Raw genomic sequence first — 23,591 nt, 5'->3', positions numbered from 1 at the left:
TGTGCGGATATGAATTAAATTTTGGTGCGGTTGCCCTGGATAAAATATCAATAGACTAACTCAATAAAATGCATTGTTCGACACCAATTTCCTGAATAAAATAATTGTCGTGTGAGATTGCTATCACAGTACCTGCATAATTTTTGATAGTAGCAGTGATAATTTCAATACTTTGTATGTCCAAATTGTTGGTAGGTTCATCCAGGATAAACATATCAGGGGTATTGTTACTAATCATCAGACAGCAGAAAGCGAGACGCATTTTCTCACCACCACTAAGTTTCCGGCAGGATTTTGTCCCATTCGGATGCAGGAAACAAGTAACGGTTTAGAATAATCTTTATTTCATGCTCCGGCAGATTCCGGCTGTTGAAAGCGTAAGCCTGTTCAAGAATACTGTTCCGGTCGTCAATGATCGAATACTCTTGATTCAAATAGACATAGCTAAAGTCCGTCCGTGTCAGGGTTCCTTCCTGTGGTTGAAGTTGGCCGGTGATTAATTTCAATAGAGTTGTCTTCCCGCTACCGTTGGCTCCTTCTATACGGAGGCGGTCTCCGCTCTTTAGCTGAAAACTGACAGGAGCTTGCCAAAGCTGTTGTTTTGAGATACTATTTTCCTGAATATCATTGCTATTCGGATTGGGATGATAACCTGTGTCAGACGAATTTATTTCATCATTCGTCAGAATATCATTGTTAACCGAATTGGAATGATAACTGAAGTTAATCTCTTTTGCTGTCACTAATATCTTCCCGGTATGAAGCGAGGAACTATTGAAGTCGGTTTTTAATGCAGCAGTCGGAGAGAGCGAACCTCGAAGCTGGTTGCGTTCATTTGTTAACTTCTCGGCTTTCTCCTGATGAACGCCAGTCAGTTTACTGGTGCTCTTCTCGGATTTCCCTTGGAGTGCGTTCAATACAATGCGTGGAACTCCTTTTTTTATATTACTCTTTTCGCCGCGTACATTCTGTTTGTCCCTGCGTTCGGCCGTTTCGCGAGCCACTTTACGGGCAATACGTAGTGCCTTTTCTTTTTCTTCAATACGTTGTTGTAATGCTTCCTGCATCAGCGTTTTTTGTTCTTTGTAGAATTCGTAATTTCCGCCATAATAATTGATTTGATGCTTCTTTAGTTCGCAAATCTCGGGGAGAAGATTGAGCAGGGTGCGGTCATGACTTACCACCAACAGGGTGGAACGATATTTTTCTACCCAGTCATATAAACGTTGTCTGCCGGAAGAATCGAGATGATTGGTCGGTTCATCCATAAGTATGACAGATGGATGATGAATGTCCATACCTGCCAGGAATACGCGGGTCTTTTCGCCGCCACTAAGCAGATTCATCGGGTAGGATAGCGTAAACTGTCCTAATCCCCATAAATCGAGAGCGGCGATGGAACGTTCTTCGATATTCCAGTCATCATTTAGAATGGTGAAATTCTCGTTTGAGACATCTCCTGCCAGGATGGCGTGCAGAGCTTGCTGTTTACGCTCTATTTGAAGAGCTTGTGCAATGGTCAGTGAATCATATTGCCCGAAATGTTGCGGGATATAATATAGGTCGTCCGGGCGGACAATGACACCGGAAGAGGGTGATAACTGTCCGGCAATAATTTGTAGCAAAGTAGATTTGCCACAACCATTGTTACCGACTAATCCCAATTTCTGCCCTTTACTGATGGCGAAATTGAGGTCACTGAATAATACTTCTTTATCCGGATGGATATAGCTGATTTGTTGGATACTGATAGACATGACGATCTATTGGGTTTGAGGTTGAAAATAGAGTGAAAAAAAACACAGGATAGGGGGAACGACAAACACAATACTGGCTAAACAACACGGATTTCGTGATGCTTAACAAAATAGAAAAAGCATATAAGAAAAGTGATGTTTACTTAGAAGTGTTGTCTTACTTAGTAATTCTCATTGCGGTAGGTATATAGTTTAACTTGGCGGCAAAGATAACACTTTCTATTAGATTTCACTCTATTAAGACTGAAAAAGAATGAATTTCATTTATTTAGAGGCTCCGTTTACCTCATTCAGAGCCTCCGATTACTCCAAATAGAGCCTCTGTTTACCCTATTCAGAGGCTCTGTTTTAGAAGTGAGTTATACTCTTTCTTATTCTTATACATCAAACAGTTGATTTAATCCCTCACTCATACTGGGATGCGTGAAGATAAAATCGCGCAAGAATGTAGAGGTTTGCCCTGTTTTTATCGCCATAGCTACGATATTGATGATTTCTGAAGCATCGGCGCAGAATAGAGTACAGCCCATAATCTTCCCGTTATGATTATTGATGATAGCTTTTAGCATACCATCTGTCTGCCTCAATGTACGGGTACGGACGATGGAGGAAGCCGGCAACCGGGAAACCTTAAATGAATATCCTCTTTTCAGAGCTTCTTCTTCACTGATTCCGATATGTGCCAATGGCGGATCAATAAACACTGCATATTGCACAGGATCACGGTCTCCGATATCACGTTTCTTGTCGCCGAAGAGCTGATCGCGGATAATCCGGAAATCATCCAGCGAGAGATATGTAAATTGCGATCCGCCTTTCACATCTCCCATTGCCCATATATGAGGAACAGTAGTGCGTAACTGATCGTTTACGATGATAGCTCCGTGAGCATCAACTCCTACACCCGCTGCTTGCAGATTCAATCCCTCAATCATCGGTTTACGTCCCGTTGCGATAAGAATGGCATCTCCATCTACATAATAAGGAGTACCGTCGGATATGTCCGAGTAAGTCAGTGTCACTCCGTCATTCGTGTCATGGATAGACTGTGCACGAGCGTTCAGATGGATTTCAATACCTTTCTTCTCCATCACTTCTTTGACGCTGTTTGCAATATCCCGATCTTCGCGAGGCATAAATTTGTTTCCTCCTTCGAGTATCGTCACTTTACTGCCGAAACCGGCATACATAGAAGCGAACTCCAGTCCGATATATCCTCCACCTATGATAATCAGGTGATGAGGAAGTACACTTAAGTCCAAAAGCGCACTACTGGTATATACGTGCTGACTTTGCTGAATACCATCTATTGCAGGGATAATGGGAGTAGACCCCGTGTTGATAAATATCTCTTTTCCTTTCAGTTCGATTTCTCCTTCGGGAAGTTCCACTTTTATGGTATCGGCGGATATGAAAGACCCCGTTCCAGTATAGATAGTCACATTAGGACGTTTGCTTAGTCTTTCGTAATTATCATTCCTAAGAAAGGAAGTGAGGCGGTTCTTTCGGCCGATGGCCTGTTTGTACATATTCGCCTGCTTCGGAAAATCATCGTGGTAAAGCAAAGCGGAAACCTCGGCTTCATGCACCAGCGTCTTTGTTGGGATACAGGCTACATTCGGACAGCTTCCTCCATACATCATGTTGGAACGTTCTACGATGGCCACTTGCCATCCGCGGTTGGAAAGTTCGGCAGCCAGGGTTTTCCCTGCCTTGCCGAATCCTATAATAATTGCATCATATTGTTTCATAACTTCTTGTATTAATGATTTGTATGAGACTATATAACAGTCTGAAAATACGATTTGTTCCGCAATGGCAAGAAGTCAGAATCCTCTTTAGTGGTTGTCTTAGTCTTTTTTAAGTGTTTTGAGTACGCGTTGTGACGAGTCGGATAATAACACTACGGCACTGGCCAGGATCACAATGTCTTTAATCACCAACCGCCCTGCACCGGATAGTAATGGGAAACCGAATTCTCCGCTTCCCAAGTCGGGAACCCAGACTTCCGGGGTGGTGACAAGAAAAGAAAGTGTGCCGAGCGTCATGATAATGGCGAGGGTGTCGCCTGCCAATCCCACTTTTGGGAAAAAGATTCCCAAGAATACCAGTATGCCGATCCCCATAATAAGAGCTCCCAGTCCGTAAGAGAAAGTATAAGTGCGGTTTGCTTCGTGCCATGCACGATTTTCCGGGACAAAAGCACCTTCCGCATTTTTATGTTCTTTGTATTCGGGTGCACCTTTAGCATAGAAGAAACTCATAAAAGGACTGTTGGCAACAAACGGAACAATCCCGTCGGCTTCATAATGGAAATACTTCAATCCGCCTATCCATACAAATACTACCAGGATGGCAACGCGGATAAATTTCATACCAAAACTTTTCAGACTTGAAGTGAAGGTCAGTAAAGCGATCAATTTCTCTTTCATTTTGTTGGGGTTTTAATGGGTTTATCTTATGTTGCAAAGGTCGTCCATTTCCACTACCCCCAAAATAGCAATACTTCCGTATGCCTTGTCAATTTTTCCCTTCCTGTGTGTTTCTGAATTGCACGGCGCTCTGTCCAGTCATATTTTTGAAGAAACGGCTGAAAGAAGCCTGGTCTTCAAATCCCAGAATATCGGCAATCTCTTTGGCGCTTTTGTTGCTGTAAAGCAGGAGACGTTTAGCTTCCGCTTCCACCCGTTCGTGGATAACCCGAAGCGGCGAAGGCAGTTTGCAGGTAGAAAAGATGTTCGATAGTGTCTTGGGAGATTTATGCAACATATTGGCATAGTCCTGCACCTGTTTCTTCGTCCGGTAATGCTCGTCGACCAAGTTATAGTATTGGCGGACAATCTCAAAACCGGATTCTTTTTCACGGGTGATATTCATGCGGTGACGTGCAATTCGGGTACATTGGATAATGAAACGTTTTAGCAGGATGCGTAGCATCTCCTCCTGCAGGCTGTCGGAAACGGTAAACTCGTTTTCCAGTGCTTCGGTAATGGTGTCGAGTTCTTTACGTTCTTTTTCATTCAGGGTAAAACGGATCAGGTGAGAAGAACCGTTGAACAGGAAACCGCTGCATGACACTTCATGGTCGTTGCCATAGATACAATAGAAATTGCTGTTGAACAACAAAGTCAGGTATTCACCATCAATCGATTTAAATTCGAGGTGTTGCAGATGAGTGAGTGAAATCACTTCATCTTGGGTAAGTATCATTTCCTGATGGTCGATTTCTACTGTGATGCTTCCGTTGCGTACCCATATAAATTTATAAAGCCCTTTTTCTTTTTGCAGTGCTTTTTCTGTCAGATAAGAGTCTGTAAGTGCGAGTGTTCCTTTTAGTTTCGTGTGATATTGTTGTAACATAATTAATCCTCCATTGCTGATGCGTCAAATGATAACGGCAGTAGATCGCCTATACTTTTTACTTCGTAGATACATTCTTTGCCATATAATAGGATGCGGATGGGTTGTTTGTAACGCTTTTCCGTTTCCAGAATCACTTGCCGGCAAGCACCGCAGGGAGGAATCGGATGGTCGATGAAGTCCTTTTCCGTTCGTGCCGCAATGGCAAGAGTGACAACCGGTTGGTCGGGATATTGGGAGTTGGCATAGAATAGGGTAGTACGTTCTGCACAAAGCCCCGACGGATAGGCCGCATTTTCCTGATTGGTTCCTGTCACTACTGTCCCGTTGCCCAATAGCGCAGCGGCACCTACGGAGAAATGGGAGTACGGAGAATAACTACGAGCTGTTGCCTCCATGGCAGTCTTTATAAGTGACCGATCGCCCTCATTCAACTCATCATATTGATATACTTTAATAATAGCGGTAATTGTGAGGTCTTTCATATACGTCAGGGTATTGGTTTCTACAATTAATGTTACAAAGTTAGGAAAGAGATTGATAATCCCAATTATTTTTCAGATTTTTGTGCCATCTAATTCACATCTGAATAAAAATGGAGAATAAACTGCATAGACTTATCTTTTTAACCGTTGTTTTTTTCTTTGCCGTAGGAGTGCAGGCACAGAAACGGAATGCCCGTTACGTCGAGTATATAAATAAGTATAGTGATTTGGCTGTTGAACAGATGAAGCTTCATAAGATTCCGGCGAGTATTACATTGGCACAAGGATTGCTGGAAAGCGGTGCCGGATACAGCCAGTTGGCACGAAAGAGTAATAACCACTTTGGTATTAAGTGTGGTGGCAGTTGGCGGGGACGTACGGTTCGTCATGATGATGATGCCCGTAACGAATGTTTCCGTGCTTATAAGCATCCGCGTGACTCTTACGAAGATCATTCCGACTTCCTTAGAAGAGGTGCCCGTTACGCTTTTCTTTTTAAACTGGACATCACCGATTATAAAGGCTGGGCGCGTGGACTGAAAAAAGCAGGCTATGCTACCGATCCTTCTTATGCTAATCGTCTGATTACAATTATCGAAGATTATGACTTGTATAAATACGACCGTAAGGGGGTATATTCGGAACGGAAACTGAAAAAGAATCCTTGGTTGATGAGCCCGCATCAGGTGTATATCGCTAATGATATTGCTTATGTGGTAGCCCGCAACGGTGATACCTTTAAAGATTTAGGCAAGGAATTCGATATTAGTTGGAGGAAACTTGTGAAGTACAACGACTTGCAGCGTGATTATACCTTGATGGAAGGAGATATCATCTACCTGAAGAGCAAGAAGAAAAAGGCTTCCAAACCTTATACTGTATATGTTGTGAAAGATGGAGATTCCATGCATGGCATCTCTCAAAAATATGGTATCCGCCTCAAAAATCTGTATAAGATGAATCGTAAGGATGGTGAGTATGTTCCGGAAATCGGAGATAGATTGCGTCTGCGGTAGAGACTTCTCTCAAAAGTTTCGAATTTCGGAAACTTAATGACTCATTCATGTGTTATTATCTTGATAAAACATGATTAGAATATGAGTCTAAACATTGCAAAAAGTAATAAGAAACGTGTCGTCATAGTAGGCGGTGGTTTCGGTGGCTTGAAACTGGCTAACAAGCTGAAAAAGTCAGGCTTTCAAGTCGTATTGATAGATAAAAACAACTATCATCAGTTTCCTCCTTTGATTTATCAGGTGGCTTCGGCTGGTATGGAGCCAACTTCCATATCCTTCCCCTTCCGTAAAATATTCCAGCATCGGAAAGATTTCTTTTTCCGTATGGCGGAAGTACGTGCCATTTTCCCGGAAAAGAATATGATACAGACTTCCATCGGAAAAGCAGAATATGACTATCTGGTGTTAGCAGCAGGTACTACAACCAACTATTTCGGTAATAAACATATCGAAGAGGAAGCCATGCCGATGAAAAATGTGTCAGAAGCGATGGGATTGCGAAACGCTCTTCTGGCTAATCTGGAACGAGCGCTGACCTGTTCAACGAAGCAGGAACAACAAGAGTTATTGAATATTGTAATTGTGGGAGGTGGAGCTACCGGGATAGAAGTAGCCGGAATACTTTCCGAGATGAAGAAATTTGTCTTGCCGAATGATTATCCTGATATGTCCAGCAGTCTGATGCACATCTATTTGATTGAAGCCGGGCCGCGATTGCTTGCCGGAATGTCGGAAGAATCATCTGCACATGCTGAACAGTTTCTCCGTGAAATGGGAGTAAATATCCTGTTGAATAAACGCGTTGTGGATTATCGTGACCATAAAGTAGTACTCGAAGATGGTACAGAGATTGCCACGCGTACTTTTATCTGGGTGAGTGGTGTCACCGGTGTGACTATCGGAAATCTGGATGCCTCTCTGATTGGGCGTGGAGGACGTATTAAAGTCGATTCATTTAACCGTGTAGAAGGGATGAATAATGTGTTTGCTATTGGCGACCAATGTATTCAGTTAGCTGATGAAAATTACCCGAACGGGCATCCTCAACTGGCACAAGTGGCGATCCAGCAAGGAGAACTATTGGCAAAGAATCTGATTCGTATGGAGAAAGGACAGGAAATGAAACCTTTCCATTACCGCAATTTAGGTTCGATGGCGACTGTCGGGCGCAATCGTGCCGTAGCAGAGTTTAGTAAAGTAAAGATGCAGGGATGGTTTGCCTGGGTGATGTGGCTCGTTGTTCATCTGCGTTCTATCCTTGGAGTACGCAATAAGGTTATTGTACTCTTGAATTGGGTATGGAATTATTTCACTTACGATCAGTCTATGCGTATGATTGTCTATGCCCGTAAAGCAAAAGAGATTCGTGATCGTGAAAAGGTGGAGGAAACTACCCATTGGGGAAAAGAACTGATACAGGAACCGAAGCAACACTCTCCGCAGGAGATTCAGCAAGCTTCCGAACAAGAGAAAAAATAGTCAATGAGAAGTCATTATACCGTAGTTGACAATCCGGCATTATCCAGGTATACTGACCTTCCGCCGACAGGTGGATAGATTCATATTCTGAACAGTAAATTCGTACAGGGTGTCCGATATCGGACACCCTTGTTTTTTGTTACATTCTATTTATCAATTACTTATGATTTTGGCATAGATTTGGTATATGAAATGCTAAATTGATACATGATAAAATCGTAAACGATCAGATATGGACAGAGAAATTCCTAAAGAAATACGTCAGAAAGAACGTAACAAGAAGATCATTCGTTATTCATCCATCGGGGTGGCAAGTATTGTTGTCATTGGTGTACTTATATCTGTACTAAGGGCAGGAGTGGAGGCAAAAGATCTTGTCTTTTCCACAGTCGATACAGGAGTTATTGAGGTAAGTGTCAGTGCTTCCGGCAAGGTGGTTCCTGCATTTGAAGAAATAATCAATTCTCCAATCAACAGTCGTATTCTTGAAGTTTATAAAAAAGGAGGAGATAGCGTAGATGTAGGTACTCCGATTCTGAAACTAGATCTTCAGAGTACGGAAACCGAATATAAAAAGTTGCTGGACGAAGAGCAGATGCGTCGGTATAAGCTCGATCAGCTTCGTGTCAATAATCAGACGAAGCTTTCCGATATGGCGATGCAGATTAAAGTTTCGGCAATGAAATTGAGTCGTATGAAAGTGGAGTTGAGAAATGAACACTATCTGGACAGTCTCGGTGCAGGAACAACGGATAAGGTACGCCAGGCTGAATTGAGCTATAATGTGGCTCAATTAGAGTACGAACAACTTCAGCAACAATATAAAAATGAGAAGGAAGTAGCTGCTGCCGAACTAAAAGTTCAGGAGCTTGATTTTAATATCTTCCGCAAGAGCCTTTCCGAAAAGAAACGTACTTTGGATGATGCGCAAATCCGTTCTCCGCGCAAAGCTATTCTTACCTATATTAATAACCAGATTGGTGCGCAGGTTTCCGAAGGCGGACAAGTCGCTATCATTTCCGATTTAAGTCATTTTAAGGTAGAAGGCGAGATTGCTGATACGTATGGCGACCGTGTGGCAGCTGGAGGAAAAGCAATTGTTAAGATAGGAAGCGATAAACTGGAAGGAACGGTCAGCAGTGTAACACCGTTATCCAAGAATGGCGTCATATCATTCACGGTTCAGTTGAAGGAAGATAATCACCGTCGTCTGCGCTCCGGATTGAAGACAGATGTTTATGTGATGAATGCCGTGAAGGAAGATGTGATGCGTGTTGCCAATGGCTCTTTCTATGTGGGGCGTGGTGAATACGAATTGTTTGTCTGCAACTCTGACAATGAACTGGTCAAACGTAAGATACAGTTGGGTGATTCAAACTTTGAATATGTAGAAGTTTTGAGTGGATTGCAACCGGGTGACAGGGTAGTGGTAAGCGATATGAGTGCATATAAGAACAAGAATAAGCTGAAGATTAAATAATTTAAATACTAGAAGTTATGATAACATTGAACTCTCTTTCCAAAATTTATCGTACTGATGAGATTGAAACGGTAGCGTTGGAAAATGTGAATCTGACGGTAGAACGTGGAGAATTCCTAAGTATAATGGGACCTTCCGGGTGCGGAAAATCTACATTGTTGAATATAATGGGATTACTTGACGCACCTACCATGGGAATAGTGGAAATCAATGGAATACGTACCGAAGGAATGAAAGACAAAGAATTGGCCGTTTTTCGTAATAAAACGCTTGGTTTTGTGTTTCAGTCTTTTCATTTGATTAATTCGTTGAATGTGATGGATAATGTGGAGTTGCCTTTACTTTATCGCCGTGTTGGCAGTAGTGAGCGAAAGCGGTTGGCGCAAGAGGTATTGGAAAAAGTAGGGTTAAGCCATCGTATGAGACATTTTCCTACACAACTTTCCGGTGGGCAGTGCCAACGTGTAGCTATTGCCCGTGCTATTATCGGTAATCCCGAAATAATCCTTGCCGATGAGCCGACAGGTAACTTGGATTCAAGGATGGGAGCCGAAGTCATGGAACTGCTTCACCGACTGAATAAAGAAGACGGACGCACCATCGTCATGGTTACCCATAATGAAGAACAGGCGAAGCAGACTTCGCGTACCATCCGTTTCTTTGACGGACGTCAGGTGCAGTAGAACCTGCGTTTTATACATAAAACTAAATAGAAAATAGATTAATATCTCTCTAAATTAAAAACCACCATGACAAAGAATATTTTTATCGTTGCGATAGCTGTCCTGTTAAGTGTTGCTTTTTGTTCGCTATCGGCACAAAATGTGAGTAAAGATTATAATGTAGGCGACTTCTTTGCCATCAACCTGCAATCTGTCGGAAATATTATTTTCGCTCAATCGGCAGAATGTACCTGCCGTTTGGGAGGGCCTTCTGAATTTGTAGAGAAAACCCGGGTAACGGTGAAGAACGGCACACTGGTTATCGATTATAAAGAGAAGAACGTAAAGAATGTCAAGAATCTGATTTTTTACATCACTGCTCCCGATTTGAGTAAAGTGAAAATCGACGGGGTAGGGAACTTTGATGCAAAGGAAAAATTGAATCTTAAAAATATAGCTTTCGAACTTGACGGAGTGGGAAATTGCAACGTGAAAAATCTTCATTGCGATGAACTGAAACTCGATGTCGACGGAGTAGGCAATATGAAAATGAATGTTGACTGTGGCCTTATCAAGGCTAAAGTGGATGGAGTAGGTAATATCACTTTATCGGGTAAGACTGATACTGCATTCTTTAAAAAGGATGGTGTTGGTAAAATCAATTACAAAAACCTGAAATGTAAGGATATAACAAAGAAGGGATGGAATTTCTAATATGGAACGTTCTTTGACGAACTTCTGTGGAACCTAATCGAAGAAGAATAAAAAAGACGAGTAAGAAATATACTGAACTCTATACTGGTAACGATCATGATAAAACTCTATTTTAAACAAGCATTCCATCTGTTGGGAGAAAATAAACTGCTTTCATCTATTTCCATTATTGGTACAGCTTTGGCTATTGCTATGATAATGGTAATTGTGATTACTTTACGTGCGACTATTGCTCCCTTTGCACCGGAAACCCATCGTGACCGGATGCTTATTTTCCGGTTTGCCGGACTTCAAAGTAAGTCCAACGTGAATTGGCAAAGCAATGGCCCTATCGGATACAATACGGCAAAGGCTTGTTTCAAAGCAATGACAATTCCCGAAGTTGTTTCCATAACCAATATCTGGCAGGAAACAATGCTGGCTGCTAAACCGGCAGGTGAGATGGAAAGTTGTAGTGTGTTGCAAACAGACGATGCTTTCTGGAAAATATTTGAATTTGAGTTTCTATCCGGTAAACCGTATGATAATGCCGATTTTGATGCCGGAGCAGCAAAAGCTGTGATTTCCGAAGATATGGCTCGCCGTTTGTTCGGAACGTCAGAAGTGGTTGGAAAGACATTCCTTCTGAATCATTCGGCTTATATTGTTTGCGGAGTGGTACGTCCGGTCTCTAAACTGGCGAAATACGCCTATGCGCAAGTTTGGATTCCTTTGAGTTCAACAAGTGCCTTCACAGCCACTTGGGGCGATGACAATATCATGGGTATGACTGCCGTCTATATACTGGCTAAATCGAAAGACGATTTTCCGGCTATTCGTCAGGAGGCAGACCGCTTGCGGGCTATCTTTATGGCAGGGCATCCCAATTTCGATTTACTCTATCGCGGACAGCCTGATACTTATTTCGTAGCCGCGCAACGCTATTCCGCCAACAATCCTCCTGCTGTGAAAGAAGCAGTACGGCAATACATACTGACATTACTTGTCTTGTTGATTGTTCCTGCCGTCAACTTGTCCGGACTTACTTTGTCACGCATGCGTAAGCGTATCTCCGAAATAGGAGTGCGAAAAGCCTTTGGTGCCCCCAGACGGGAGCTTATGATGCAGGTACTATCTGAAAATATGCTTTATTCCCTGTTCGGAGGAATTCTCGGACTGGTATTAAGTTATGTCGCCGCTTTCCTTTTGGGAGGAATGCTTTTCTCCGTAGACTTTGTATCCAATGGGGTGGAAGATTTGCGGACCATGTGTGTAGACTTACTGTTCGATCCTACCGTATTCCTGCTGGCATTTCTGGCTTGCTTCCTACTCAATTTATTAAGTGCCGCCATTCCGGCATGGAGAGTAACTCGCACCAATATTGTGGATGCCATCAACGAAAGATAATTCTTCAACTCATCTAAATTCTAAAGAAAATGCAACTATTAAAACAAATATGGAACGAGCGCCGGTCAAACGGGTGGTTGTGGTCAGAACTATTAATTGTTTTTGTGGTCCTGTGGTATGTGGTCGACTGGACGTATGTGACAGCGCGTACTTATTACGAACCGGTAGGATTTGATATTACCGATACGTATTATTTGGAACTAAGCCTGAAAAACGACAAGAGTAATTCCTATCTTTCGAAAGAGCAAAAGAGTACATCTTTAGGACAAGATATTATCGAGTTGACTAATCGTCTCCGGAGATTGCCGGAAGTGGAGGCCGTTTCAATATCCAATAATGCGCGTCCCTATATCGGGAGTAACTCCGGTAGTATGTTACGTATCGATACATTAGTTAGTAATCCGCTACGGCGTTCGGTAACCCCTGACTTTTTTCAGGTCTTCCGTTATCAAAGTGCTGATGGGCGTGGTTATCAGCCGTTGGTGCAAGCTTTAAAGAATGGCAATGTCGTTGTTGGTGAAAATTTCTGGCCCAAAGATTATAAAGGCGATCGTACGCTGTTGGGTAAAGAAATGGTCGATGTGGATGATTCTACGAAAGTGTACAAGATAGGGGGAGTTTCGAAGAAGGTGCGTTACAATGACTTTTGGCCTAACTACAGTGATCGGTATGTAGCCATTGAATTTCCTGAAAAGATAATGGTCGAACTTGACGATGAACTTTATCCTTCGAGTGTAGAAGTTTGTCTGCGGGTGAAACCGGGGACTTCCAGAGACTTTGCGGAACATTTGATGAAATTGTCCGCCAACCAGTTGAGTGTCGGTAACTTATTCATCCTGAAAGTGCATGATTATGAAGATCTGCGGAATGACTTCCAGCAAGGAAGTTATAATCAGGTACAGGTACGTTTCTGGATGATGGGCTTCTTATTGCTTAATATCCTGTTGGGTATTGTCGGCACCTTCTGGTTCCGTACGCAGCACCGTCGTGCCGAGTCTGCGCTTCGTATAGCAGTCGGGTCCAGCCGGATGCAGCTTTGGCAACGTTTAAATAAAGAAGGATTGCTATTATTGACTCTGGCTGCTTTGCCTGCCGCCGCCATCTGTTATAATACCGGCCATCTGGAGTTGACTGAAGGGTATATGGAGTGGGGAGTAGTGCGTTTTCTTATTACATTTGTCATAACCTACTTCCTGATGTCTTTAATGATTCTTATAGGTATTTGGTTTCCTGCCCGTCAGGTAATCCGCATACACCCTGCCGAGGCGTTGCGCGAAGAATAAAAAACTTGGGCTATCTGTTTGTTTTCAATAGATTTAACGTATCTTTGTCGGCATAATATTGAAAACACCGCAGGCTTTAATTATATGAATCGACGCTACTATTGTTTGCTTATCGTTCTGTTTTTTGCTGTTCTTATTCAGGCGGCAGCAGCGGAACGTACATACAATATCCTGTTTATACAGTCATACACCTCACAGACTCCTTGGCATAGCGACCTTAATCAGGGGTTGGTCAAAGGATTTAAAGAAAGTGGCCTGAAGGTGAATATAACAACGGAGTATCTTGATGCCGATTTTTGGGCATTCAACTCCGAGAAAGTAATTATGCGTCGTTTTTGTCAGCGTGCTCGTGACAGGCAGACCGATTTGATTATAACAGCAAGTGATGAAGCTTTCTATACTCTTTTTGCCTGTGGAGATTTGTTGCCTTTGCAGATACCGGTCGTGTTTTTCGGCATTAAGTATCCTGATATGGAGCTGATTGCTACTCATCCCAATGTTTGCGGGTTCACTGCCAATCCGGATTTTGATGTCATATTGCGTCAGGCGCAAAAGATATTTCCCCAGCGGAAAGAAGTGGTATGTGTGATAGATAACAGCTTTTTGAGTAACAAAGGCCTTGAAGATTTTGAAGAAGAGTGGAAAATCTTTCAAAAAGACAATCCGGATTATAGAATGAAAGTCTATAATACCCAAAATCATACAACGAGTCACATCATTGCTGCTATTTGTTACCCTCGTAACAGCTACGAACGTCTGGTGGTTGCTCCTAAATGGTCGCCTTTCCTTTCATTCGTTGGCAAAAACTCAAAAGCTCCCGTATTTTCGAGTCAGAATGTGGGGTTAACTAATGGCGTATTCTGTGCATACGATTCCGATAGTTATGCTTCAGCATTATCGGCAGCTCAAAGGGCTGCTTTAGTCTTAAAAGGTACATCTCCCCAAGAAATAGGAGTGACAGAAATCACGCAGGGATTCATCTATGACTATAAACAGTTGGATTATTTTCATATTGACCCTGATAAAGTATCCTCTAGCGGAACCATCGTCAACGAACCGTATTGGGAAAAATATAAATACCTTTTTATACTGCTCTATCCGTCTATCCTGGCGTTGCTGATAGCTTCTATCGTGTGGTTGATGCGTGCCAACCGGCGTGAGTCCAAACGACGGATTCAGGCACAGACCCGTCTGCTCGTGCAGAATAAACTTGTGGAACAGCGTAATGAGTTTGATAATGTATTTCATTCCATCCGTGATGGTGTGATAACGTATGATACCGATTTGCACATTCATTTCACAAACCGCTCCTTATTACAAATGCTGCATTTGCCGTATGAGTCAGGGGGCCGTTTTTATGAAGGAATGATGGCAGGCAGCATCTTCAAGATATATTATAACGGTCAGGATATTCTTCATTCTATGCTGAAGCAGGTAGCTGCTAAAGGAGAAAGTGTGAAGATACCCCAGGGAGCTTTCATGAAAGAAGTGCATAGTGATAAATACTTCCCGGTGTCGGGGGAAATAGTCCCGATCCGTTCAAAGGATACGATTACCGGTATGGCACTTTCCGCACGGAATATTTCGAATGAAGAAATGCAGAAGCGTTTCTTTGATATGGCAGTAGACGAAAGCTCCATCTATCCGTGGCAGTTTGATATGGAAACCAACTGTTTCATTTTCCCGCAAGGTTTCTTGAAACGTCTTGGATACGATGAATCGGTTACTACCATCTCCCGTGATGAAATGGATCGCACTATCCATCCTGATGATTTGAAGGAAATAAGTCCGTTATTTAATAGAGCATTGACAGGAGAAGATTCCAATACCCGTCTGAATTTCCGTCAGCGGAATGTCAACGGAGAGTATGAATGGTGGGAATATCGTTCTTCCGTAATCACGGGATTGACACAAGATTCATTGTACAATATATTAGGTGTTTGCCAGAGTATCCAGCGATATAAGACTGCCGAGCAGGAGATGAGAGAGGCTCGTGATAAAGCCCTCCAGGCTGACAAACTGAAATCGGCGTTCCTTGCCAACATGAGTCACGAGATTCGGACTCCGTTGAATGCGATTGTAGGTTTCTCCGATTTGCTAAGCGATACGAGTGGTTTTACAAGCGAAGAGATTGCCCAGTTTATCGGAACCATTAATAAGAATTGCGGCCTGTTACTGGCTTTGATTAATGATATTCTTGATTTGTCACGTATCGAATCGGGAACCATGGAATTTATGTTCGCCGAGCATAACCTGCCGCTGTTATTAAAGACCGTCCATGATTCTCAACGCTTGAATATGCCACCGGGAGTAGAACTGGTGTTGCGTATGCCCGAAAGTGATAAGAAATATCTTACGACAGATAATGTACGCTTGCAGCAAGTCGTGAATAATCTGATAAATAACGCTGCTAAATTTACGAGCAGCGGTTTCATTACTTTCGGCTATGAAGATGATGAGGTTCCCGGCTACACCCGCATCTTTGTGGAGGATACCGGAGTCGGTATTTCTGAAGAAGGTATCCGTCATATATTCGAACGATTCTATAAAGTCGATAATTTCACCCAAGGAGCAGGTTTGGGATTAAGTATTTGTCAGACCATCATCGAACGTCTGAATGGTACCATCTCCGTCACCTCCGAAGTAGGTAAAGGCACTCGTTTCACTGTGCGCCTTCCTAACTACTGCGAATAATCGAACGTTCACTTTTGGGCATAGTGTCCGAAAATGGACACTTTTCTTATTTTCTAATCTGTTGATAATAAAAACTTTACTTTTTTGGCACATCGTTTGATTCTCTCATAGTGGAAAATACTGTGTATAATGAAAAAGAAAAGTATATTGTTTGCTCTTGCTGCCGTTTGCCTGCCGTTGGCATTGTCGGCACAGAAGGAAAGGGAAATAACCTTGAATGAAGCTATTGCTATGGCGCGTATTCAATCTGTTGACGCTGCTGTTGCCTTGAATGAATTGAAAACGGCCTATTGGGAATTTCGTACCTTTCGTGCCGATCTTCTGCCGGAAGTCAACCTGACCGGAACCCTGCCTAATTATAACAAATCGTATAGTTCCTATCAAAATTCGGACGGTTCTTACGGTTTCGTCCGTAATAACACATTGGGGCTTACCGGTGATCTTTCTATCGATCAAAATATCTGGCTTACCGGTGGTAAACTCTCGCTGACTTCCTCTCTCGACTATATCAAGCAATTGGGAACCGGAGGAGACCGGCATTTTATGTCGGTTCCTGTCACATTACAACTTACACAACCCATCTTTGGAGTCAATAATATAAAGTGGAACAGACGCATCGAACCGGTTCGTTATGCCGAAGCGAAAGCAGCTTTTATCACTGCTACCGAAGAAGTGACGATGCGTGCCATCACTTATTACTTTAATCTTTTGTTGGCAAAAGAAAATCTTGGCACGGCGAAACAGAACCAGACAAACGCCGACCACCTTTATGAAGTAGCCCTTGCCAAACGCAAAATGGGGCAGATTTCCGAGAATGAACTCTTGCAGTTGAAGCTCTCCGCTTTGAATGCGAAGGCTGCATTGACGGAAGCAGAGAGTGATCTCAATGCCAAGATGTTCCAGCTCCGTGCCTTTTTGGGAGTAGGAGAGGATGAAGTACTAAACCCGGTTCTTCCCGAAGCTGTGGATGGCCCGAGGATGGAGTACAATCAGGTGTTAAATAAAGCATTGGAACGTAATTCTTTTGCACAGAATATCCGTCGCCGCCAGTTGGAAGCCGATTATGAAGTAGCTACTGCACGCGGAAATTTGCGTAGTGTCGATTTGTTTGCAAGCGTAGGGTATACGGGTGAGAACCGGAATTTTCCGGCCGTTTACAGGAACTTGCAGGACAATCAGATTGTTCAGGTAGGCGTTAAGATTCCGATTCTCGATTGGGGAAAACGCCGTGGGAAAGTCCGGGTAGCCAAGAGTAACCGGGATGTAGTGCTTTCAAAAATTCGTCAGGAACAGATAAACTTCAACCAGGATATTTTTCTGTTGGTGGAGCATTTCAATAATCAGGCACAGCAATTGGACATAGCCAAAGAAGCCGATGCGATAGCCCAGCAACGATATAAAACAAGTATTGAAACTTTCCTGATAGGTAAAATCAATACCTTGGATTTGAATGATGCGCAGAACTCTAAAGATGATGCGAGACAGAAACATATTTCCGAACTTTATTATTATTGGTATTATTATTATCAGATTCGCAGTCTGACACTATGGGATTTTCGTACCAATACCGAACTTGAAGCTGATTTTGATGAAATCATCCGGCAATAAAAAGGCTAGGAAAAAACTTTTGAATCTTATGGAGGAACTTGCTGGAGATTATGGGAAAAGTTTTTCAAGTCTGCAAACAGACTATTGCGTATTTATGCCTGATTCATTTGGTATTACGAACTATTTATAGTACCTTTGAAACTCGATTTTAACACTCGGGAAATGAAAAATACGTAAATAATACAGAAAAATTCATCCCCCATTATAAATAAAGAAATAAAAAAAGAAATACTTCTTCTTGGAAGATTGAAAAAACAGAAGAAGAAGTTTTCTTGGTAGAGGAATCTTGCAATTTTAACTATGATTCTGATAATTGATGACGACAGCGCAGTGCGTTCTTCGCTTAGCTTCATGTTGAAGCGGGCAGGATATGAAGCACAGACCGTTCCCGGTCCGCGGGAAGCTATGGAAGTAGTACGTTCCGTAGCTCCGGATTTAATCCTGATGGATATGAACTTCACTCTTTCTACAACGGGTGAGGAGGGTTTGACCCTACTCAAACAAGTAAAAATATTCCGTCCCGAAACACCGGTGATATTGATGACCGCTTGGGGAAGTATCCAACTTGCCGTGCAAGGAATGCAGGCAGGAGCTTTTGATTTCATAACGAAGCCCTGGAATAATGCTGCCTTGTTGCAACGCATCGAAACGGCACTCCAACTTTCGGGCACTCCACAGGAACCAACGCAGGAACAGAGCGATTCTTTCGACCGCAGCCACATCATCGGACGTAGCCAGGGATTGATGGATGTGTTGAACACGATTGCCCGCATAGCAAAGACCAATGCCTCTGTCCTCATTACAGGGGAAAGCGGAACAGGTAAGGAATTGATAGCCGAGGCCATTCATATCAACAGTCAGCGAGCCAAACATCCTTTTGTGAAAGTGAATCTTGGAGGTATCTCCCAAAGCCTGTTCGAAAGTGAAATGTTCGGGCACAAGAAAGGAGCTTTTACCGATGCTTCCGCAGACCGTATTGGACGTTTTGAAATGGCAAACAAAGGGACGATTTTCCTGGATGAAATAGGTGATCTCGACCCTTCGTGCCAGGTGAAGTTACTGCGTGTATTGCAGGATCAGACATTTGAAGTGCTCGGCGACAGCCGTCCGCGCAAGACGGATATCCGGGTGGTATCAGCCACCAATGCCGATTTGCGCAAAATGGTAGGCGAACGTACTTTTCGTGAAGACCTCTTCTATCGTATCAATCTGATAACAGTGAAACTGCCGGCCTTGCGCGAACGTCGTGAAGATATTCCCTTGCTGGCACGTCATTTTGCCGACCGTCAGGCGGTAACCAACGGATTGCCCCGTACGGAGTTCTCTGCCGATGCCCTGCAATTCTTGAGCCGTTTGCCCTATCCGGGGAATATTCGTGAATTGAAGAACTTGGTGGAACGTACCATTTTGGTAAGTGGTAAACCGCTGCTTGATGCTTCCGACTTTGATGCGCAGTATATTCGCCACGATGACGCAAGAGTGACCGAAGGCGCAGCTCTGGTCGGTATGACTTTGGATGAAATAGAACGCCAGACCATTCTCCAGGCGTTGGACCGTTACAAAGGAAATTTGAGTCAGGTAGCTACGGCATTGGGTATCAGCCGTGCAGCACTCTATCGTCGTCTCGAAAAATATAATATAACAATGTGATAAATTTAGGCACGTGCCTAATAATATTAAGATTAACCGTTAACCACAGATAACGTGCGTATAAAAGGATTCTTTTACATACTAGTCTTTCTGCTGCTGGCATTAGGTAGTGTATTGCTGTTCCTTTCCAGTCAACTGAATACAATCTTTTTCTACATAGGGGAGGGGCTGATACTTTTCATCCTCATTTATCTGACCTTTTTCTATCGTAAGATTGTGAAGCCGTTGAATACAATCGGAAGCGGTATGGAACTGTTGCGTGAGCAGGATTTCAGTAGCCGTCTTAGCCCTGTAGGCCAATATGAGGCCGATCGTGTGGTGAATATCTTCAACCGCATGATGGAACAGCTAAAGAATGAACGTCTCCGCCTGCGTGAACAGAATAATTTTCTCGATTTGCTGATTAAAGCTTCTCCGATGGGAGTGATTATAACTTCCCTTGATGAAGACCTTTCGGAATTGAATCCGATGGCTTTGAAAATGCTGGGTGTTCGTTTGGAAGACGTACAAGGCAAGAAGATGAAAGAGATTGATTCTCCGTTAGCGGTGGAATTGGCCAACCTCCCGAAAGGAGAGAAGGTAACCGCCCGTCTGAACGACTCGAATATCTACCGGTGTACTCATTCTTCTTTCATTGATCGTGGATTTCAACATCCCTTCTACTTGGTAGAAACCCTCACCGACGAAGTGATGAAAGCGGAAAAGAAAGCATACGAGAAAGTGATTCGCATGATTGCCCACGAAGTGAACAACACGACTGCCGGCATTACTTCCACACTGGATACGGTAGAACAAGCCCTTTCCAGCGAAGAAGGAATGGAAGACATCTGCGACGTGATGCGTGTATGTACCGACCGTTGTTTCTCAATGAGCCGTTTCATTACCCGCTTTGCCGATGTGGTGAAAATCCCCGAACCGACACTTTCTTCTGTCAATCTGAATGATTTGGTTTTCACCTGCAAGCGGTTTATGGAAGGAATGTGTAATGACCGTCGCATTACACTCCGCATGGAAATAGACGAAAGTCTGAAAGATGTGATGCTGGATGCCGCTTTGTTTGAGCAAGTACTCGTAAACATCATCAAGAATGCAGCGGAAAGCATTGAGACCGATGGGGAAATAATAGTCCGCACCCTCGCTCCGGCCACTGTTGAAGTGATAGATAACGGTCTGGGGATCAGCAAAGAAACAGAAGCTAAACTGTTCAGTCCTTTCTTCTCTACCAAACCGAACGGACAGGGAATCGGACTTATCTTTATTCGCGAAGTACTGATGCGTCATGGATGTACATTCTCTTTGCGAACCTATGCCGACGGACTGACCCGATTCCGTATTACTTTCCCCTAATTGTGTCAAATAAGAACATTTCTTCCGTCAAATAGACCTTTTTTTGTCTTGAAATCACTCCTACCTTTGCCCCGCTCAATTCAATAGGATTTAAGGTATGAGATTAATGAAAAAAGGCACATTGACGCTCTTTCTTTTATTGGCTATCAGTATTCCGCTTTGTGCGCAGTATGTGGTACAAGGGGTGGTGACTGATTCTCTGACCAAAGAGCCTTTGCCTTATGCATCTGTACGCTTAAAAGACACGACCGAAGGAACTACTACTGGAAGCGACGGACGCTTTTACTTCAAAACCCATCGCTCGGAAGCAGTGCTTGTAATCTCTGTAATCGGATATAATGACTATGTCCGCACCATTCGCCCTGCCGGTAATGCATCCTATAAAGTAGCGCTTGCGCCTACCGAATACGCGCTTGGTGAAGTGGTAGTCAAACCCAAACGTGAGCACTACCGAAAGAAAGATAATCCTGCCGTAGAATTTGTCCGCCGTATGATTGAAAGCCGTGACAACTACTCTCCCTACGAGAAAGACTTCTGGCAACGCGAACGTTATGAAAAGACCACCTTTGCGTTGAATAACTTCGATGAAGAGAAACAGAAAAAATGGTTATATCGTAAATTTGATTTCCTGACGGAATATGTAGATACTTCAGCCGTTACCGGTAAACCGATTCTGACGGTATCAGCCCGTGAACTGCTTGCCACAGACTATTACCGGAAATCTCCCCGTTCCGAGAAGCAATGGGTGAAAGGGCGCAAACAGGCCGGTGTCGATGAGTTTCTCTCTAAACAAGGGATGCAGGCAGCCATCAATGAAGTCTTTAAAGACGTCGACATTTACGAAAACAACATTTCCCTGTTTACAAATAAGTTTGTCAGTCCCTTGTCCCGTATCGGTACAGGCTTTTATAAATATTACCTGATGGACACGTTGCAGATTGCCGGAGAGCCTTGTGCAGACCTCGCTTTCACACCTTTTAATTCCGAGTCTTTCGGTTTTAACGGACACTTGTATGTGACGCTCGACTCTACCTACTTTGTCAAACGTGCCGTATTTAACTTTCCCAAAAAGATAAACCTGAACTTTGTAGACTACATGTTGCTCGAACAGGAATTTAAGCGTGCCGAAGACGGCACACGCCTGCTCGATCATGAAAGTATCACTGTTGAGTTTAAACTGACCGAAGGACAGGACGGTATTTTTGCCCGTCGTGTAGCGGATTACAGCAACTACACCTTTACGCCGACTGCCGAAGCCGACAAAGCCTTTACCAAACCCGAACGTATTATTGAAGAGACGGAAGCCCTGTCGCGTCCCGAAACATTCTGGGCGGAGAATCGTCCGCAAGCCGCCATCTCCCAGCAGGAAAACTCGGTAGACCGCCTGATGACACAATTACGCAGTTATCCGGTGTATTATTGGACGGAGAAAGTGCTTTCCATTCTCTTTACGGGATATATTCCCACCTCCAAAGAAGCGCCACTTTTCTATATCGGCCCGATGAATGCCACTATTAGCGGTAACACATTGGAAGGACCCCGTATCCGTGCCGGAGGTATGACTACCGCCTGGCTCAATCCGCACCTGTTTGGCAAAGGATATGTGGCTTACGGGTTTAAAGATGAAAGAGTGAAAGGATTGGCGGAACTGGAATATTCTTTCAAGAAGAAGAAAGAATACGCCAACGAATTTCCCATCCATTCATTGAAATTGCGTTACGAATCAGATGTGAACCAGTACGGACAAAATTACCTGTATACAAGCAAAGACAATGTGTTCCTGGCCTTGAAACGTGAGAAGGATGACCGTATCGGCTATTTCCGGCAGGCGGAGATGACCTATACCAATGAGTTTTATTCCGGCTTTTCTTTCCAGTTGACAGCGCGTACACGGCAAGATGAGTCCTCCTACCTGATTCCTTTTTTAAAGAAAGAAGGAGATACCTACACCCCGGTAAAAGATTTCTCTGTCAGTGCGGCAGAGTTGAAACTGCGTTATGCTCCGAACGAGAAATTCTTCCAGACCCAATGGAACCGTTTTCCCGTATCGTTGGATGCACCGGTGTTTACCTTGTCGCATACCATTGCCGGAAAAGGAGTGTTGGGCAGCGATTACACCTACAATCATACCGAAGCCGGTATTCAGAAACGCTTCTGGTTTTCTGCGTTCGGCTATACGGACGTTATACTAAAAGCAGGTAAAGTGTGGGATAAAGTACCTTTCCCGCTGCTTATCATGCCTAATGCCAACCTTTCTTATACCATCCAACCGGAATCTTACTCGTTGATGAATGCGATGGAGTTTATGAACGATGAGTATTTCTCGTGGGATGTTACTTATTTCCTCAACGGATGGTTGTTCAACCGGGTGCCGTTGTTGAAAAAACTTAAATGGAGGGAAATAGTTTCCTGTCGTGGATTATATGGACATTTGAGCGATAAAAACAACCCGGCTTTGAGTGACGGTTTGTTCGCTTTTCCGATAGAAAACACACAAACAATGGGAAAAACACCTTATGTGGAGGCGGGTGTAGGTATCGAAAACATTTTCAAGGTGTTACGTTTGGACTATATCTGGAGGCTCACTTATCGTGATTCGCCCGGGATTGACAGATCAGGCTTGAGAATAAGTCTCCACATGACCTTTTAAAAGTTAAATCCTGCTAATTG

16 protein-coding genes and 1 pseudogene are annotated in these 23,591 nt (G+C 43.4%); 12 read left to right on the top strand and 5 right to left on the bottom strand.

Going from position 1 to position 23,591, the window contains the following annotated elements:
- Nucleotides 1–55 precede the first annotated feature (55 nt).
- The 5 genes and pseudogenes from BXY_RS21875 to cdd all read right to left on the bottom strand — a co-directional run bounded on the left by BXY_RS21875 (nucleotide 56) and on the right by cdd (nucleotide 5,602).
- Nucleotides 56–1,757, bottom strand: a pseudogene (locus tag BXY_RS21875) (ABC-F family ATP-binding cassette domain-containing protein).
- A gap of 377 nt (nucleotides 1,758–2,134) precedes the next feature.
- Nucleotides 2,135–3,508, bottom strand: coding sequence for an FAD-dependent oxidoreductase (locus BXY_RS21870; RefSeq protein ID WP_004311331.1), 1,374 nt, complete (start codon nucleotides 3,506–3,508; stop codon nucleotides 2,135–2,137).
- Nucleotides 3,509–3,607: 99 nt separating this feature from the next.
- On the bottom strand, nucleotides 3,608–4,189 hold the full coding sequence (locus BXY_RS21865; RefSeq protein ID WP_004304234.1) for a DUF417 family protein: 582 nt from the start codon (nucleotides 4,187–4,189) through the stop codon (nucleotides 3,608–3,610).
- Nucleotides 4,190–4,277: 88 nt separating this feature from the next.
- Nucleotides 4,278–5,117 carry an AraC family transcriptional regulator gene (locus tag BXY_RS21860; RefSeq protein ID WP_015532972.1) on the bottom strand — a complete coding sequence of 280 codons (840 nt, stop codon included), beginning with the start codon at nucleotides 5,115–5,117 and terminating at the stop codon, nucleotides 4,278–4,280.
- 2 nt (nucleotides 5,118–5,119) lie between these two features.
- Nucleotides 5,120–5,602 carry a cytidine deaminase gene (gene cdd / locus BXY_RS21855; protein WP_004304232.1) on the bottom strand — a complete coding sequence of 161 codons (483 nt, stop codon included), beginning with the start codon at nucleotides 5,600–5,602 and terminating at the stop codon, nucleotides 5,120–5,122.
- Between the two features lie 110 nt (nucleotides 5,603–5,712).
- On the opposite strand from cdd, the gene BXY_RS21850 reads away from it, so the two are divergent.
- The 12 genes from BXY_RS21850 to BXY_RS21795 all read left to right on the top strand — a co-directional run bounded on the left by BXY_RS21850 (nucleotide 5,713) and on the right by BXY_RS21795 (nucleotide 23,571).
- A complete protein-coding gene (locus BXY_RS21850; protein ID WP_004311330.1) occupies nucleotides 5,713–6,618 on the top strand; it encodes a glucosaminidase domain-containing protein in 906 nt (301 codons plus the stop codon).
- 81 nt (nucleotides 6,619–6,699) lie between these two features.
- On the top strand, nucleotides 6,700–8,097 hold the full coding sequence (locus BXY_RS21845) for an NAD(P)/FAD-dependent oxidoreductase (protein ID WP_004311329.1): 1,398 nt from the start codon (nucleotides 6,700–6,702) through the stop codon (nucleotides 8,095–8,097).
- Between the two features lie 232 nt (nucleotides 8,098–8,329).
- Nucleotides 8,330–9,577, top strand: a complete 1,248-nt coding sequence (locus BXY_RS21840) for an efflux RND transporter periplasmic adaptor subunit (protein ID WP_004311328.1) — start codon at nucleotides 8,330–8,332, stop codon at nucleotides 9,575–9,577.
- A gap of 17 nt (nucleotides 9,578–9,594) precedes the next feature.
- Nucleotides 9,595–10,260, top strand: coding sequence for an ABC transporter ATP-binding protein (locus BXY_RS21835; RefSeq protein WP_004311327.1), 666 nt, complete (start codon nucleotides 9,595–9,597; stop codon nucleotides 10,258–10,260).
- 66 nt (nucleotides 10,261–10,326) lie between these two features.
- Nucleotides 10,327–10,953: a GIN domain-containing protein gene (locus tag BXY_RS21830; RefSeq protein WP_004311326.1), complete on the top strand. Its 627-nt coding sequence runs from the start codon at nucleotides 10,327–10,329 to the stop codon at nucleotides 10,951–10,953.
- A gap of 96 nt (nucleotides 10,954–11,049) precedes the next feature.
- Entirely contained in the window at nucleotides 11,050–12,339 is a 1,290-nt protein-coding gene (locus tag BXY_RS21825; RefSeq protein ID WP_008025744.1) for an ABC transporter permease, read from the top strand.
- 29 nt (nucleotides 12,340–12,368) lie between these two features.
- Nucleotides 12,369–13,622, top strand: a complete 1,254-nt coding sequence (locus tag BXY_RS21820) for an ABC transporter permease (protein ID WP_134993158.1) — start codon at nucleotides 12,369–12,371, stop codon at nucleotides 13,620–13,622.
- Nucleotides 13,623–13,706: 84 nt separating this feature from the next.
- Nucleotides 13,707–16,316: a sensor histidine kinase gene (locus BXY_RS21815; RefSeq protein WP_015532971.1), complete on the top strand. Its 2,610-nt coding sequence runs from the start codon at nucleotides 13,707–13,709 to the stop codon at nucleotides 16,314–16,316.
- Between the two features lie 129 nt (nucleotides 16,317–16,445).
- A complete protein-coding gene (locus tag BXY_RS21810) occupies nucleotides 16,446–17,924 on the top strand; it encodes a TolC family protein (RefSeq protein ID WP_015532970.1) in 1,479 nt (492 codons plus the stop codon).
- 300 nt (nucleotides 17,925–18,224) lie between these two features.
- Nucleotides 18,225–19,574: a sigma-54-dependent transcriptional regulator gene (locus BXY_RS21805; protein ID WP_008644665.1), complete on the top strand. Its 1,350-nt coding sequence runs from the start codon at nucleotides 18,225–18,227 to the stop codon at nucleotides 19,572–19,574.
- A gap of 54 nt (nucleotides 19,575–19,628) precedes the next feature.
- Nucleotides 19,629–20,921, top strand: coding sequence for a sensor histidine kinase (locus BXY_RS21800; RefSeq protein WP_134993159.1), 1,293 nt, complete (start codon nucleotides 19,629–19,631; stop codon nucleotides 20,919–20,921).
- Between the two features lie 97 nt (nucleotides 20,922–21,018).
- Complete coding sequence (locus BXY_RS21795; protein ID WP_032842231.1) at nucleotides 21,019–23,571, top strand: DUF5686 and carboxypeptidase-like regulatory domain-containing protein; 2,553 nt, start codon at nucleotides 21,019–21,021, stop codon at nucleotides 23,569–23,571.
- Nucleotides 23,572–23,591: the final 20 nt, after the last annotated feature.

The sequence above is a fragment of the Bacteroides xylanisolvens XB1A genome, from assembly GCF_000210075.1.
GTDB classification, from domain to species: Bacteria; Bacteroidota; Bacteroidia; order Bacteroidales; family Bacteroidaceae; genus Bacteroides; species Bacteroides xylanisolvens.
The sequence above is the reverse complement of the archived record's forward strand: the minus strand, read 5'-3'. Positions and strand labels throughout refer to the sequence as shown.

Coding starts and splice junctions, on each gene's coding strand:
- BXY_RS21815 (WP_015532971.1), top strand. CDS start 13,707: ATGAATCGACGCTACTATTGTTTGCTTATCGTTCTGTTTTTTGCTGTT.
- BXY_RS21850 (WP_004311330.1), top strand. CDS start 5,713: ATGGAGAATAAACTGCATAGACTTATCTTTTTAACCGTTGTTTTTTTC.
- BXY_RS21825 (WP_008025744.1), top strand. CDS start 11,050: ATGATAAAACTCTATTTTAAACAAGCATTCCATCTGTTGGGAGAAAAT.
- BXY_RS21845 (WP_004311329.1), top strand. CDS start 6,700: ATGAGTCTAAACATTGCAAAAAGTAATAAGAAACGTGTCGTCATAGTA.
- BXY_RS21805 (WP_008644665.1), top strand. CDS start 18,225: ATGATTCTGATAATTGATGACGACAGCGCAGTGCGTTCTTCGCTTAGC.
- BXY_RS21795 (WP_032842231.1), top strand. CDS start 21,019: ATGAGATTAATGAAAAAAGGCACATTGACGCTCTTTCTTTTATTGGCT.
- BXY_RS21840 (WP_004311328.1), top strand. CDS start 8,330: ATGGACAGAGAAATTCCTAAAGAAATACGTCAGAAAGAACGTAACAAG.
- BXY_RS21860 (WP_015532972.1), bottom strand. CDS start 5,117: ATGTTACAACAATATCACACGAAACTAAAAGGAACACTCGCACTTACA.
- BXY_RS21820 (WP_134993158.1), top strand. CDS start 12,369: ATGCAACTATTAAAACAAATATGGAACGAGCGCCGGTCAAACGGGTGG.
- BXY_RS21810 (WP_015532970.1), top strand. CDS start 16,446: ATGAAAAAGAAAAGTATATTGTTTGCTCTTGCTGCCGTTTGCCTGCCG.
- BXY_RS21835 (WP_004311327.1), top strand. CDS start 9,595: ATGATAACATTGAACTCTCTTTCCAAAATTTATCGTACTGATGAGATT.
- BXY_RS21865 (WP_004304234.1), bottom strand. CDS start 4,189: ATGAAAGAGAAATTGATCGCTTTACTGACCTTCACTTCAAGTCTGAAA.
- cdd (WP_004304232.1), bottom strand. CDS start 5,602: ATGAAAGACCTCACAATTACCGCTATTATTAAAGTATATCAATATGAT.
- BXY_RS21830 (WP_004311326.1), top strand. CDS start 10,327: ATGACAAAGAATATTTTTATCGTTGCGATAGCTGTCCTGTTAAGTGTT.
- BXY_RS21870 (WP_004311331.1), bottom strand. CDS start 3,508: ATGAAACAATATGATGCAATTATTATAGGATTCGGCAAGGCAGGGAAA.